Origin of the sequence: Paenibacillus vulneris (assembly GCF_039543185.1) — a bacterium.
GTDB classification, from domain to species: domain Bacteria; phylum Bacillota; class Bacilli; order Paenibacillales; family NBRC-103111; genus Paenibacillus_S; species Paenibacillus_S vulneris.
In genome coordinates this window covers 109,779-123,582 of sequence record NZ_BAABJG010000044.1, presented here as the reverse complement: position 1 = coordinate 123,582, position 13,804 = coordinate 109,779, and the positions used below count along the sequence as shown (strand labels likewise).

The window sequence follows — 13,804 nt, the reverse complement described above, 5'->3', positions numbered from 1 at the left end:
TCCAATTAACTTCCCACTCTTGCTGTCTGTCTTGCCCATGTATCAGCGGCTGTGATTTGTTCCAAATCCGGATGCGCAACCGGATCATGCCGATCCAGAGCGCTTGCAATAATATCTTCAATTTGTAAAAATCCGATTTCACCCTTCAAGAAGCGTTCAACGGCTACTTCGTTCGCAGCATTGTATACCGTTGGCGTTGTCCCGCCCGCTCTGCCGCTGTCGAAAGCCATTTTCAGGCAGGGAAAGCGGACATAGTCCATCTCGCGAAAGGTCAATTTGCCCATAGCAGCCAAATTCAACGGTTGAGACGGTGTAGCTATACGATTCGGATAAGTGAGGGCGTACTGGATAGGGACCCTCATATCCGGATTGCCAAGCTGAGCAATAATGCTGCAGTCCATAAACTCCACATAGGAGTGAATGATGCTTTCAGGATGTATCAGTACCTCAATCTGATCATAAGGCAGCCCGAACAACCAATGGGCTTCGATAACCTCTAGCCCCTTGTTAACCATAGTGGCGGAATCGATGGTGATTTTGGCTCCCATCGACCAATTCGGATGTTTTAACGCCTGCTCCACTGTCACATCTTTTAGCTGCTCGCGGGAATACTCTCTGAAGGAGCCTCCTGAGGCAGTCAGCATTATTTTTTTGATGTCTTTCCTGGACTCGCCGTTCAGACATTGGAAAATGGCAGAATGCTCGCTGTCGATCGGAATCAGCTTGACGCCGTGACGTTCGGCTTCGGCCGTAACCAGATGGCCCGCACTGACCAAGGTTTCTTTGTTCGCCAGACCGATATGCTTTCCCGCCCGAATGGCTGCGAGGGTAGGCTCCAGGCCTTGACTCCCTACGACCGCTGTTACTACATCGGAAGCATCGGTACCTGCTGCAATTTCAATAAGACCTTGATCCCCGTAAAAAATTTGGGTACCTGCAGGAACATGCATTTTCATTTGATCAGCAAGCTCCTTCGTTGCGACGGAAACCTTGGCAGGACGAAATTGATGTACCTGATCCAGCAGGAGCTTCACATTATGGCCGCCTGCCAGGCCCACAATTTTAAACTGTTCCGGGTGATGGGAAATAACGTCCAATGTTTGTGTACCGATAGAACCGGTTGATCCAAGTATGGAAATGTGCTTCATGTTTCACCTCGAACAATCGAATTAGGTATGGGGAAGTAACGAAAGCAGATGAACAACCGGAAACACGATCAGCCAGCTATCCACCCGGTCTAGTACACCGCCGTGCCCTGGAAGGATGGCCCCCGTATCCTTAATGCCCTTGACCCGCTTATAAGCAGATTGGATTAAATCCCCCATTTGTCCGACTATAGCGATGATGACACCGAGAAGCAAAGCCTGTTTCCAAGAGAGCAGTTCAGGGGAAGCCAATGAAAAACAGATAGCCACAATGATGGAAAGAACAACTCCTCCTGCGGCGCCTTCAATCGATTTCTTAGGACTAATAGTCGGCCACAAGGGATGCTTGCCAATTGCTGACCCTGTGAAGTACGCGCCGGAGTCCGTAGCCCAAATGCAGAAGAAAACCAGAAGCGTCCAGAACATCCCGTTCTCCATAGCACGAGTCTCGATCATGTAATGAAAACCGATACCCACGTACACCATCCCTAAGAACATCATGACCACGTGATCAATGGTTACCTTATTCTTGGAAACGACGGTAGCGCATAATAAAATGAACATAAACAACCATATCATACGGTCCATGGATCCAACCGACGCAAGTTGAAGCGTATTCCACGGTATCGTTAAGCATGCTGTACCTGTGTATCCGAAAAGGGCTGTAATACGATATGGCGTCAGCCCATTCATTCGTAAAAACTCATTAAAACCGATCAGGGACAGAATGACAATCAATCCGGCAAACCAGTATGCGCCTAGATACAATAGAATCATGAAGCCTAAACCGGCAATGACCCCAGTGATGATTCGCTGCTTCAAATTCATTCCTCCAATTACTGCTACAATCCTCCGTAACGCCGGGCTCTTCGTTGATACTCCTGGATTGCCTCATAGAAATGCCGCTCCGTGAAGTCAGGCCAGCACAAATCCGTAAACCATAACTCCGAATAAGCCAGCTGCCACATCAAAAAATTACTGATACGAAGCTCGCCGCTCGTACGGATCAACAGATCCGGATCAGGAAGCGGGTAGGTCAATAAGTATTGGCCAAATTTCGATTCATCCACTTCATCCAATGTAACTTTACCGGATGCCACATCCTCTGCCAGCTTTTTAACACCAGATAGCATTTCTCGGCGGCTTCCGTAATTCAAAGCAAAATTTAAAATAAGTCCCGTATTGTTCTTGGTTTGCTCAATCGCTTTCTGAATCGCCTCTAGTGTATAGTTTGGCAGACCTTCCTGCCATCCAGTCATACGAATCTGCACGTTGTTGGCGATAAGCTCATCAATCTCTTTTGGAAAAAATTCTAGAGGAAGCTTCATTAAATACTCGACTTCTTCCTTGGGTCTTTTCCAGTTTTCGGTTGAAAATGCATACATGGTCAGCACATTAATGCCGATAGCATTCGCAGCCATAGTAATCTTTTTTACGTTTTTCATACCTGAATGGTGCCCCGCAATACGCGGCAAGCCGCGCTTCTGAGCCCATCGCCCATTGCCATCCATGATAACCGCAACATGGTTCGGAATATTATCGGCATCGATCCGTTCTACCCACTCGTCATTCTGAGCCTTGCTTCCAAACCATTTCTTGAAAGGCATCATTTCTTTTTCCTCCAATAAGGAAAGTGTAAAAGCCCCCTCGAAAGGGGGTCTTCTATCATTATACTTCCATAATTTCCTTTTCTTTAGCTGCTAACACTTTCTCTACTTCACCGATATATTTATCAGTAAACTTCTGGATGTCTTCTTGATGCTTGCGGGATTCGTCCTCAGAGATGCCCGACTTTTCCAGCTTCTTGATCTCATCGTTTGCGTCGCGGCGAATGTTACGGATAGCAACCTTAGCTTCTTCACCGAATTTGCGAGTCATTTTCACCAGCTCGGTACGACGCTCTTCCGTAAGGGCCGGAATCACAATGCGGATCATCGATCCATCGTTGGAAGGAGTCAATCCCAGATCGGATTTCATAATAGCCTTCTCAATAGCGGCGACGGAGCTTTTATCCCATGGCTGAATCATAAGGGTACGGGAGTCCGGTGTATTAATGTTGGCTAATTGATTAATAGGCGTCATAGCCCCGTAATATTCCACTTGAATGCGATCAAGCAAAGACGGAGTCGCTCTGCCTGCCCGAAGGCTGGCCAACTCTCTCTTCAACGAACCGATTGCTTTTTCCATGCGGTCTTCCGCATTCTTTTTAATCGATTGTGGCATAATCGTTAAACACTCCCTTTTACAATCGTACCTATTTTTTCTCCGAGAACAACCTTCTTAATGTTGCCGCTCTCGGTTATGGAAAACACGATTAACGGAATATTATTGTCCATGCAGAGAGAAGAAGCCGTTGAATCCATTACGCCCAGATTATTGCTTAACACTTCCATATAGGTTAGCGTCTCGAACTTCTGTGCATTGGCATCCTTGAACGGATCTGCCGAATATACCCCGTCCACCTTATTCTTGGCCATAAGAATGACTTCCGCCTCGATCTCAGCCGCTCTTAATGCTGCTGTCGTATCGGTTGAGAAATAAGGATTCCCTGTACCGGCAGCAAAGATGACAACCCGGCCTTTTTCCAAGTGGCGAATCGCTCTTCTGCGAATATAAGGCTCTGCTACCTGCTGCATGGTTATGGACGTTTGCACACGTGTCGGTACTCCGATCGTCTCCAGGGCATCCTGAAGCGCCAAGGAATTCATGACGGTCGCGAGCATCCCCATATAATCCGCAGTGGCACGGTCAATCCCCTTCGCACTGCCGGCAATACCTCTCCAGATGTTCCCGCCTCCTACAACAACGGCAACCTCTACATTCAAATCGACAACCTCTTTGACTTGCGCTGCGATCGAGGAAATCATATCGGAATCGATTCCGTATCCCTGCTGACCTGCCAGTGCTTCTCCGCTCAGTTTCAATATGACTCTTTTAAAGATTGGCTGTACCAAGCTTCACTACCCCCGTTCGTCAATCAGCTGTCATGCTCGTTTATGTTTAAAAAAGAAGGAACACTAAGTGTTCCCACGTTTTACTTTTCCGTATTTATGTACGGTAAATGATAAATTTCCGTTTCAGCAGCAACTTATCATTTACCGTAAGTATATCCAAATAAGTTAAGATAGGTTCTTACGAACTTCTCTTATTATTTTTTCACTTGAGCCATTACTTCTTCAGCAAAGTTCTCTTGTTTTTTCTCCAAGCCTTCGCCCAATTCAAAACGAACGAAACGACGGATTGTGATGTTCTCACCGATTGTTGCTACTTTTTCGTTGACCAGTTGTCCGATAGTTTTGTCCGGATCTTTAACGAATGGCTGCTCCATCAAGCAGTACTCTTCGTAGTATTTGCCAAGACGGCCTTCAACCATTTTTTGAACGATGTTAGCTGGTTTGCCTTCGTTCAAAGCTTGCGCAGTCAAGATTTCGCGTTCTTTATCCAATGCATCTTGAGGAACTTCTTCGCGACGAACATACAATGGGCTCGAAGCCGCGATATGCATAGCAACGTCTTTAACAAATTCACGGAATTGATCTGTTTTACCAACGAAGTCCGTTTCGCAGTTAACTTCTACCAATACGCCAATACGACCACCAGCGTGGATATAGGATTCTACAGTGCCTTCAGTAGCAATACGGCCTGCTTTGTTAGCTGCTGCAGACAATCCTTTCTCACGAAGGATATCAGCTGCTTTGGACAAATCGCCATTAGCCTCTTCCAACGCTTTTTTACAATCGAGCATACCTGCTCCTGTTCTTTCGCGCAATTCTTTAACCGATGCTGCATTAACTGCCATGGTTTGGCCTCCTTATATTTTGTCTATGACCCTAAAAAAAGGGCGGTGAAAGGATTTTGCACCTTTGAACCACCCTTTCCTATTCAGCCATTAAGCTGTTGTTTGTTCACCTTGATGTGCTTCGATAACTGCATCAGCAATTTTAGCTGTCAGCAATTTCACGGCACGGATCGCATCGTCGTTACCAGGGATAACATAATCGATTTCGTCCGGATCGCAGTTAGTATCAACGATACCAACGATTGGGATACCCAATTTGCGAGCTTCCGCAACCGCGATACGCTCTTTACGAGGATCGATTACGAACAATGCGCTTGGAAGACCCTTCATATTCTTAATTCCGCCAAGGAATTTCTCCAAACGGTCTTTTTCCTTGCGAAGAATAATAACTTCTTTCTTAGGAAGCACTTCGAAAGTACCGTCTTCTTCCCATTTCTCAAGCTGTTTCAAGCGATCGATACGCTTTTGAATGGTTTGGAAGTTGGTCAACGTACCACCCAACCAGCGTTGGTTGATGTAGTACATTCCGCAACGCTCTGCTTCTTCCGCAACGGAATCTTGAGCTTGCTTCTTAGTACCTACGAACAAAATCGTGCCGTTCTCATCAGCAACAGATTTTACGAAGTTGTAAGCTTCTTCCACTTTCTTGACCGTTTTTTGCAGGTCGATAATGTAAATACCGTTTCTTTCAGTGAAGATGTAACGATCCATTTTAGGATTCCAACGACGGGTTTGATGACCGAAGTGTACCCCAGCTTCCAAAAGCTGTTTCATGGAGATTACTGCCATCTTCACACACCTCCTCTAAATTGGTTTTTTGGGTCTCCTCCGCAAGTCGCATCTTCGACATAAAACTACCGGAATCGGCAGCACCATTATGCGAATTAACCTGCGTGCGTTTTAACACCGTCAATAAATATACCACAACTGAATATCGTATGCAACATCTTCTATTATTAGAACAAAAGCCTAACCTCATTCAAGGTCAGACTCTTATTGTGACGTTAAATTCGTAAGAACCTGTGTCAGATCCTGCGTACCCTTAAAGACGTGCACGCCCGCAACGATCTTATCATTCAGCTGCTGCTTGTACATCGCATCCTCGAACGCTTTACGATCGCTGATAACCCCGCTCTGCTGCAGCAAATCGGCTACGTTCCCCGCGGTAAGCCCCTTGGATATGAAGATATAAGTTTCCTTAGCAGACTCCTTCGCAGCTTGGGCAGGCGCGTTTGCCGCTTGCTTCTCCTTCTCTTCCTTAAGCTTCTGCTGTACCAAAGCATCCGCCTGCGCTTGATTATACAATTTCTGATCCAACTCATTCACTTGAAAATATTTGGAGGCTGCTTCCTTCAGCTTTTGCTTATCAAGCTCCTGGAGCTCCAATCCATTAGCCTGCTGAGGGGATACCGCAATATTCATAACCTGCAGCAATAAGGCCCCGGCTATAAGGCCTAAGCCCAACCCGAATAGAAGCGATCTATTTTTGAGCATTCAACTGTTCCTCCTGCTTGGCTAATTGAAGGATCAGGTTGACCTCACCTTTGTTCATGTTTAATTTTTTCGCTATGTGATCCGTCGATTTCCCTTGCTCATGGAGCTCGAATAATTCCGCATAGCGGCTTCGGATGTTCATTCCTTCCGGTTCACTCTGGGGTTCGGAATGATCGGTGCCCTGCAGCTGGTCGATCTCTAGCTGAGCAGCCGCCGCTTCAGCAAAATCGATGCGTCCCGCAGGTTGATCAAGTTGCTTCTGAAGATCCGCGTAAGCCGCGCCAAGCTTCAGCAATTCCTGGTTGGAATGAGCGAATTGATGTTCCAAGCTTTCCAATCTGGACGACAGCTTGGCTTGATGGATTTCATGATCCTTCTTGAGCTCTGCCAGTTGACGAATCAATGCCTCATTCTGCTCCTCCAGCTCACCGGCAAAATGCTCCATGGTTTGTTCAATTTCGTTGATGCTGGGCGATGACTTCCCATTGGACGTGTTTGTCTTCGGTACAAGTGTGGCATACACGATAAACACCAAGCCAACGAGTACAATATATACCCAAGGTTGATACAATCTTATCACCTTTTTCTGCTAGTCACGTACCTTCTGCGATGATTACAGGGATAAATCGATGTGCCTTCCTTTGAAGGGATGCTCACTCATCTCCATGGAAGCAGGGTTGGAATCCGCATCCCCTTTTTTCCTTGGAGATTTTTTAGAGCGGCTCTCGGATTTTTCTTTCTCTTTATCGAAAAGGGCTGCTTTATGCGCATGCTCGCTTTTTCCCGCCAGCTGCCGTTCTTTCTCCGTATGCTTCAAGGTATCATCAGCGAGCAAAGCCTGGTCCTGAATCGGCTTTTGATTCAACTGGTTTTGCTTCAATCCGGCTTCATCGTTCTTGTGCAAAACAAACTGCAGCTCCACAGGCCTCAAGCTCATCGCAAACCCTCCCTAAGCTGGTTTATGCTCTATGTAATGGGAATCATGGCAATGTCCCCATTCGCCAATTGAAACTTAACGTGGGAAACGTGATCTTTTATAAATTTCGTATACCTGCCAATTACAATTTTGACTCCACTATATATAGTAGAAACAACTTCAACTTTGGCTTTATCCGAATCTTCCAGCGAACGCTCAATTTCAAATATACGTTCCTTGTACCCGGCTTGCTCTTCAGCAATTTGCTTCTTGGTATGGTTAAGCTTGATTCTCATCGATACTTTATCCGGTCCAAGCTGCCCTGCTGCCGCTAATTGATCCAGTAATGCTAGCGCTTTCTCGGTTTTGTCGAAGTTCTCGTTAACCGACTTCAGCTGCGAACGAAGCTGAACCAGCTCATTTCGCAATTCAGGCAGTACGCCGACCTCAATGACCGTTGCCGTTGACATGGAATTACCTATCGTTCTGGCTACAACGTTCTCACCAGATTGAATGACTCCACCGACTATTAAGCCTTTGGTGCCTTTACAAATGACATTTTTGGACGCGCGAATATTGGAATGCATAATACTTTGGGTTACAAAGATTTCTTCGGCTATAACCGTCGCATCCTGAATAAAGGAGCTTTTTACCCTCTTTCCTGCTCGAATCATGGCTTTATTATGGCCAAGAATTCCGCCGTTGATTTCGATAGAGCCTTCCGCCTCGAGATCTGCTCCCTCTACGCTTCCGGTAATCCGGAGATCTCCCGCAGCCTTGATTTTAAACCCGCTCAAAACATTGCCCCGGATCACGACGGAACCGACAAAATCGATATTTCCAACGTTATAATCAACGTCTCCATTGACCTCAAAGATCGGGAATACATTAATTTTGTCGCGCTCCGTTGTCACAATCATCCCATCAATAGCCGCGTAAAGCGCTTTTTGCTCGGGATCGGCAACTACGTTTTTGCCGATTTTCAAGCGGGCTTCCTTCCCATCCTTAGGAGGAAGAACTTCACCGGTAACCGCTTTGCCTGGAGTCCCTGCGGTTGCCGGCATTTTTTGGGCAAGCAATTGGCCTTTGCGAACATTGCTAATGGTCGTTATTTCTCTATAATCGACTTTGCCGCTCTCCAGCTCGGCTGGCTTCTTTGCATCACTTGCTACCTCATAAGCAAGCTTAATGTAACCGTCTTTGCCCGGAATGGGTGAAGTGCCGCTCGCAACCAGTGTTTTGGCTTGAAAGTAAGCTTTAGGATTGCGGGCAATCGAGCTAAGCATATCTAAATCAATGCCATGTACAATATGATAGGAATGGAGCAACTCTTCCAACTGAGTTAACGTTACCTCCAAGCCCTCCTCCGGCTGCTTAAACTGAAGAAAGGCTTGGGCCTTGTCGTCCGACAATGTGATCTCGGCATAATAACTTAGCGGAATCGAAGATTCACTCATTATTCTCCCCCACTTTCTTCCGATCAAGTTTCTTGAAACAGCTGCGTCTTAAAGCGGCTCAATGAGCCACGAAGACGTAAAATCGCTTTGGAATGAAGTTGTGAGATTCTAGATGGCGATAAACTCATGACTTCCGCTATTTCACTTAGCGATAGCTCCTCATAATAAAATAAGGAGACTACGGTTCGTTCCTTATCCGTTAGACGCTCTATAGCCTTTGCCAGCGTTTCTTTCAAATAAAACTCATTCACCTTATATTCAGGGTTTTTGGCCTTCTCGTCAATTAACAGAGATAGCCGCGTCTCGGAATCTTCTTCTCGGATAGGATCATCAATGGAGCAAACGGTAGTAATTGCAATTTCCTGAACCATCTGCTGAAACTCGTTCTCGCTGACTTGTAAATAGGAACTGATTTCCGCATCCGTCACGGAACGCAAGTACTGCTGCTCCAGCAATTGATATGCTTCCTCGATTTTTTTTGACTTTTCCCTGATCGAACGCGGTACCCAGTCTCCCTGGCGCAGCCCGTCGATAATAGCGCCCCGAATCCGCCAGGAAGCATAGGTTTCAAACTGAAGCCCGCGTTCATAATCAAACTTCTCTATAGCATCGATAAGACCCATGACGCCATAGCTTGCCAAATCATCTTTCGATACATTTTTGGGCAGACCGATAGACAGACGGTTCGATACATATTCGACCAGTGGCAAATAGTTCTCAATCAGTGACTGTTTAGCTTCAATTACACCGAATTCCTTCCACTGCTTCCACACATCGATATTCGGTAAATGCGATTTTTGTTGAATCATAACCGGTTGTCACCACCCTTATTCTTCCGCCATACGACGTACCGCTTGCGCCATCTCTCCTGGTTCCATGCTATTAGTCTTGCTGGACAGCTTCGGTGGATTTAACGGAGCGAATCCTGAATCCATCGAGGGTGCTTTCGGATCAAGAGAATCCTTTAACATTTGATGGAGGGAAGCATCGTCCTCCGGAGTTTGCAAATCCAGAGCCGCTCCCTTTCCCTCTTCATCCGATACGCCATCTTTCAAATCGGTATTCAACTGATTAAGACCGGCTATTGTGCCGAGAATCCACCTGAATAAAAAAATCACAATAAATACGATAGCAAAGCTGTATACGCTTCTTAACAAGCTCGTTGTCCAAATATTCGTTGAAATTGAGCTTATGAACGTAATTACTAATGAAATAAGGCCGATAATCAGGTTCCATCGAACTGTTCCAATCATTAGCTAAAGCTCCTTTACTCCATTTTGAACGCTGCGAATGACCAGGGTGCCCGTCTCACAATCAAATTCAATTGTTCTTCCGTAATTGCCGCCCGTGTCTTCAGCCTTCAAAGGGATCAAATAACGCTTTAACATTTCCTTGCAAGACTCTACGTTTCTCGGTCCGATTCTCATGGTGTCCGAATTACCGCCGAAAGCGAACATTTGGGAGCCTCCAGCCATCTTGGCTTCCATTCTGCTTATGGATGCCCCCAGGCTCTCCATACGCTGAATCATATCAGGAACTGCCGTATCCGCATACTTTGCAATGTTAAGCGTTCCTTCTCTGGCAATTTCCGAAGTCGGCAGCATCACGTGCGCCATCCCGGCAACCTTCGCTTTAGCGTCATATAACGTAAGCCCTACGCAGGACCCTAAACCCGTCGTCTTCAACACTCCGGTCAAGTGAGCAACATTCAGGTCCGCCATGCCTACCTTGATGAACTTATCCTGGATCATAGAGAATCTACTCCCAGGGCTTTAAAAATTTTATCGAACGATTCCGGATCAGGAATTAAGAAGAAGTGGCCCTTGACTTCCTCATTCCCGTCCAAAAACTTCGTATCAATTAACAATGCGTGATCGCCCATTTGACCGAATTGTAGGAGACCAAAGCTGAGAATCGCTCCCGCCATATCAATGGCTATGGAAGGTACGGTTGGCGACATGGCCAATTGTGTGAAATCTGCAAGGGAGGATAAATAAGATCCAGCCAAAATATTGCCAATCTCACTCAAAGCAGAAAGTTCCATCTCTGTATAATTTTCGTCATGAGTCGCCATAATTCCTACCAAACTGCGCAACAATTTTTTGGCTGACTCCAATGTTAAGATAAAAAATAGATTCCCGGGCGTTTCTCCCTCAACCCGAAGGAAAATCGCGATGACGACTTCTTCCGCACCGCCTACACTGTCTGCGATTTCTTCAAACGCAACAACACGCACCTTGGGTACCAGCATGTCAACGGGCTTATCCAAAAGCTTGGATAAGGCCGTTGCCGCATGACCTGCGCCTATGTTGCCGACTTCCTTAAGCACATCCATTTGAAAATCTGCTAGTCGGTTGAATAATTCCACGCGATTACTCCTCTAGGTTTTCTAATTGGACAATTTCACTTTTATTCAGCACTTCTTGCAGGTTCAGAAGAATCAGCAGTCTGTCGTCGCTTACCTTCGCAATGCCGCGCAAATATTTGGCTTTAATGCCTCCTACAATTTCCGGCGGATCTTCAATGCTATCTGTGTCCACATCAATGACATCGTTAGCCGAATCAACAATAAGCCCCACTTCAATATCATTCACGCCTACAATGATAATGCGTGAACTGTCCGTAAACTCGGTTTCCTTAAACCCGAATCTTCCGCGAAGATCGATTACCGGGGTAACGACACCGCGCAAATTAATAACCCCTCTTACAAATTCCGGAGTTTTGGGTACCCGTGTCATGGGCTGCATCCGTTCAATGGTGCGTACCTTTTCTACCTCAACACCGTATTCCTCATTCTCCAGGGCAAATACAATGACTTTGATCTCTTCTCCCATGTTCCTTGCCTCCCTCAAAATGTATAACGTACTAAGAATCGTTGTGACGGATGATTACTTGATTAATGCATTAGTATCTATAATAAGTGCCACTTGACCGTCTCCAAGAATCGTAGCTCCGGAAATGGCGAACAAATTCGTCAAATATTTTCCCAGTGATTTCAAAACTATTTCCTGCTGCCCGATGAATTCGTCGACAATAAGTGCAGCAAGCTTCTCCCCTTTGCGGATCACGACAATTTGCGTTTCGCCTTCCTTTACGTCCGCCGTATTAGGAACATCGAACAGCTTGCCCAGGGAAACTAATGGAATCACGCTGTTACGGTAATTAATCATTTTATTGCCGTGTACGATGCGGATTTGATCCTGCTTGATAGCAGCCGTTTCAACAATCGAAGACAACGGTATGGCATACTTCTCTTCGCTCAGGCGGATCAGCATGGCAGAGATGATGGATAAAGTAAGCGGCAGCTGTACAGAGAACTTGGAGCCTTTGCCCCACTTGGATTCAACCTGAACGGTTCCTCCCAAGCTCTCAATCTTGGTCTTAACAACGTCCAATCCTACTCCGCGTCCGGAAATATCAGAGATTTTATCCGCGGTACTGAAGCCCGATGCAAACAAAAGCATGTAGACTTCTTCGTCCGTCATTTTCGCCGCTTGTTCTTGCGGAATGACGCCGTTTTTAACCGCAATGCTCAACACTTTCTCGCGGTTTATCCCACGGCCGTCATCCTCGATTTCAATAAAGACATGATTGCCGCTGTGGAATGCACGCAGGTTAATGGTCCCTGTTTCCGGCTTGCCGGCACTAATCCGATCACTGACCGGCTCAACGCCGTGGTCTACGGAGTTTCTCAGCAAGTGAACCAACGGATCGCCGATTTCATCAATCACGGTACGATCCAGCTCGGTTTCTGCCCCTGTAATGATGAGGTCCACTTTTTTGTCCAAGGTTTTGGCCACATCGCGAATCATGCGGGGGAAACGGTTGAACACCGTATCAATGGGAACCATGCGAAGCTTCAAAACAATATTTTGCAAATCGCTGCTTACCCGGCTCATATGCTCTACGGTCTCGGTCAAATCACTTCTCTTGACTTCGCTCGCCAGCTGCTCCAAACGAACGCGGTCGATCAGAAGCTCGCTGAATAAATTCATTAACGTATCCAGTCGTTCGATATCCACGCGAATGGTTCTGTTCGCCACCGGAGCATTGGCTGCCGCAGGACGCTTCTTGGTGTCTGCAGGTGCTGCTGCAGCCGGAGAAGCTGACGGCTCTGCCGTTGCAGACGCAGCCGCAACCTCCAATTGCGCTTGCTGTACCGCAGGCGGCTTCATCAGTTCATCCAGCTTGGCTTGGTCCAATAGGGTAACGGCTGCCTTCTCGATTTCCGAGACGCTTGCCACCTGCTTTTCGAGGCTATCCCTATCAATATGGGAAATAAAAAATACGGAGAAGGAATTATCGAATCGCTCCTGTTCAATGTCTTCAACGGACGGAGTGCATTTGATGACTTCCCCGTTCTGTTCCAAAATGTTGAACACCATATAGGCACGCGCCGCTTTAAGAACGCAGTCCTCCCGTACGGATACTTCAACATGACATACAGATAATCCGGCTTCTATCGATTGCTGGATAATAGATAATTGAAATTCATCAAGCGCCGGTTCTTGTGACGAAGAATCCGGCTTGGCTGCGGCCGAAGCGGAGGGTGATCCGGATTTGAGATAATCACCGCTGACGATCGATTTAAGGGACGCCACAATCTGTTGTACATCGAGCTTGCCTGTACCGCCTTGGATAATATCCTCAACCATGGCTTCCAAAGCATCCAGGCTTTTGAAGGTGCAATCAAAAATGAACGAGTCCATCTTTAACTTATGATTGCGGACCAAGTCCAAAACGTTCTCCATTTCATGGGTCAAGGACGCCAAGTCCTCGAAGCCCATCGTTGCCGACATCCCTTTAAGCGTATGGGCCGAACGAAAAATGTTATGTACAATGCTTACATCCTCGGGGCTTGCTTCCAAGCTCAGCAAATTGTCGTTCATAGCCTGCAGATGTTCTCGGGATTCATCAATAAACATCGATAAGTATTGATTTAATTCCATAACCACACACCTCCGTCAATTTAGTCCAACCCTATATGTACACC

Annotated in this window: 17 protein-coding genes; all 17 read right to left on the bottom strand. The window is 46.5% G+C overall.

What is annotated here, in order from left to right; all coding sequences use genetic code 11:
- Positions 1 to 5: 5 nt before the first annotated feature.
- Complete coding sequence (locus ABEA66_RS29735) at positions 6 to 1,148, bottom strand: 1-deoxy-D-xylulose-5-phosphate reductoisomerase (protein ID WP_345593335.1); 1,143 nt, start codon at positions 1,146 to 1,148, stop codon at positions 6 to 8.
- Positions 1,149 to 1,169: 21 nt separating this feature from the next.
- Positions 1,170 to 1,967 carry a phosphatidate cytidylyltransferase gene (locus ABEA66_RS29730; protein ID WP_345593333.1) on the bottom strand — a complete coding sequence of 266 codons (798 nt, stop codon included), beginning with the start codon at positions 1,965 to 1,967 and terminating at the stop codon, positions 1,170 to 1,172.
- A gap of 20 nt (positions 1,968 to 1,987) precedes the next feature.
- Entirely contained in the window at positions 1,988 to 2,755 is a 768-nt protein-coding gene (gene uppS / locus ABEA66_RS29725) for an undecaprenyl pyrophosphate synthase (RefSeq protein WP_079910237.1), read from the bottom strand.
- Between the two features lie 58 nt (positions 2,756 to 2,813).
- A complete protein-coding gene (gene frr / locus ABEA66_RS29720; RefSeq protein ID WP_079910238.1) occupies positions 2,814 to 3,368 on the bottom strand; it encodes a ribosome recycling factor in 555 nt (184 codons plus the stop codon).
- A 5-nt stretch (positions 3,369 to 3,373) separates the two neighbouring features.
- The gene (pyrH, locus tag ABEA66_RS29715; protein ID WP_079910239.1) at positions 3,374 to 4,099 is read right to left on the bottom strand and encodes a UMP kinase; all 726 of its coding nucleotides are present in this window, start codon (positions 4,097 to 4,099) and stop codon (positions 3,374 to 3,376) included.
- 194 nt (positions 4,100 to 4,293) lie between these two features.
- Positions 4,294 to 4,944, bottom strand: coding sequence for a translation elongation factor Ts (gene tsf / locus ABEA66_RS29710; RefSeq protein ID WP_079910240.1), 651 nt, complete (start codon positions 4,942 to 4,944; stop codon positions 4,294 to 4,296).
- Positions 4,945 to 5,034: 90 nt separating this feature from the next.
- Entirely contained in the window at positions 5,035 to 5,733 is a 699-nt protein-coding gene (rpsB, locus tag ABEA66_RS29705) for a 30S ribosomal protein S2 (RefSeq protein WP_028550454.1), read from the bottom strand.
- Positions 5,734 to 5,937: 204 nt separating this feature from the next.
- On the bottom strand, positions 5,938 to 6,438 hold the full coding sequence (locus ABEA66_RS29700) for a hypothetical protein (RefSeq protein WP_345593330.1): 501 nt from the start codon (positions 6,436 to 6,438) through the stop codon (positions 5,938 to 5,940).
- Positions 6,425 to 7,009 (bottom strand): DUF6115 domain-containing protein, encoded by a 585-nt coding sequence (locus ABEA66_RS29695; RefSeq protein ID WP_192705208.1) that lies wholly within the window; start codon positions 7,007 to 7,009, stop codon positions 6,425 to 6,427. Before ABEA66_RS29695 ends, ABEA66_RS29700 begins: the two co-directional genes overlap by 14 nt.
- A gap of 42 nt (positions 7,010 to 7,051) precedes the next feature.
- Positions 7,052 to 7,375, bottom strand: a complete 324-nt coding sequence (locus ABEA66_RS29690) for a hypothetical protein (RefSeq protein WP_192705207.1) — start codon at positions 7,373 to 7,375, stop codon at positions 7,052 to 7,054.
- A gap of 29 nt (positions 7,376 to 7,404) precedes the next feature.
- Positions 7,405 to 8,811 (bottom strand): flagellar assembly protein A, encoded by a 1,407-nt coding sequence (locus ABEA66_RS29685; RefSeq protein WP_192705206.1) that lies wholly within the window; start codon positions 8,809 to 8,811, stop codon positions 7,405 to 7,407.
- Positions 8,812 to 8,834: 23 nt separating this feature from the next.
- Positions 8,835 to 9,620 carry a FliA/WhiG family RNA polymerase sigma factor gene (locus ABEA66_RS29680; RefSeq protein ID WP_079910245.1) on the bottom strand — a complete coding sequence of 262 codons (786 nt, stop codon included), beginning with the start codon at positions 9,618 to 9,620 and terminating at the stop codon, positions 8,835 to 8,837.
- Positions 9,621 to 9,638: 18 nt separating this feature from the next.
- Positions 9,639 to 10,064 carry a hypothetical protein gene (locus ABEA66_RS29675; protein WP_345593325.1) on the bottom strand — a complete coding sequence of 142 codons (426 nt, stop codon included), beginning with the start codon at positions 10,062 to 10,064 and terminating at the stop codon, positions 9,639 to 9,641.
- A 3-nt stretch (positions 10,065 to 10,067) separates the two neighbouring features.
- On the bottom strand, positions 10,068 to 10,562 hold the full coding sequence (locus ABEA66_RS29670) for a chemotaxis protein CheD (protein ID WP_345593323.1): 495 nt from the start codon (positions 10,560 to 10,562) through the stop codon (positions 10,068 to 10,070).
- Positions 10,559 to 11,146 (bottom strand): chemotaxis protein CheC, encoded by a 588-nt coding sequence (locus ABEA66_RS29665; RefSeq protein WP_192705258.1) that lies wholly within the window; start codon positions 11,144 to 11,146, stop codon positions 10,559 to 10,561. The genes ABEA66_RS29670 and ABEA66_RS29665 overlap by 4 nt, the downstream gene beginning before the upstream one ends.
- Positions 11,147 to 11,183: 37 nt before the next feature.
- Complete coding sequence (locus ABEA66_RS29660; protein WP_079910249.1) at positions 11,184 to 11,645, bottom strand: chemotaxis protein CheW; 462 nt, start codon at positions 11,643 to 11,645, stop codon at positions 11,184 to 11,186.
- Between the two features lie 54 nt (positions 11,646 to 11,699).
- Complete coding sequence (locus ABEA66_RS29655; protein ID WP_345593316.1) at positions 11,700 to 13,760, bottom strand: chemotaxis protein CheW; 2,061 nt, start codon at positions 13,758 to 13,760, stop codon at positions 11,700 to 11,702.
- Positions 13,761 to 13,804 lie beyond the last annotated feature (44 nt).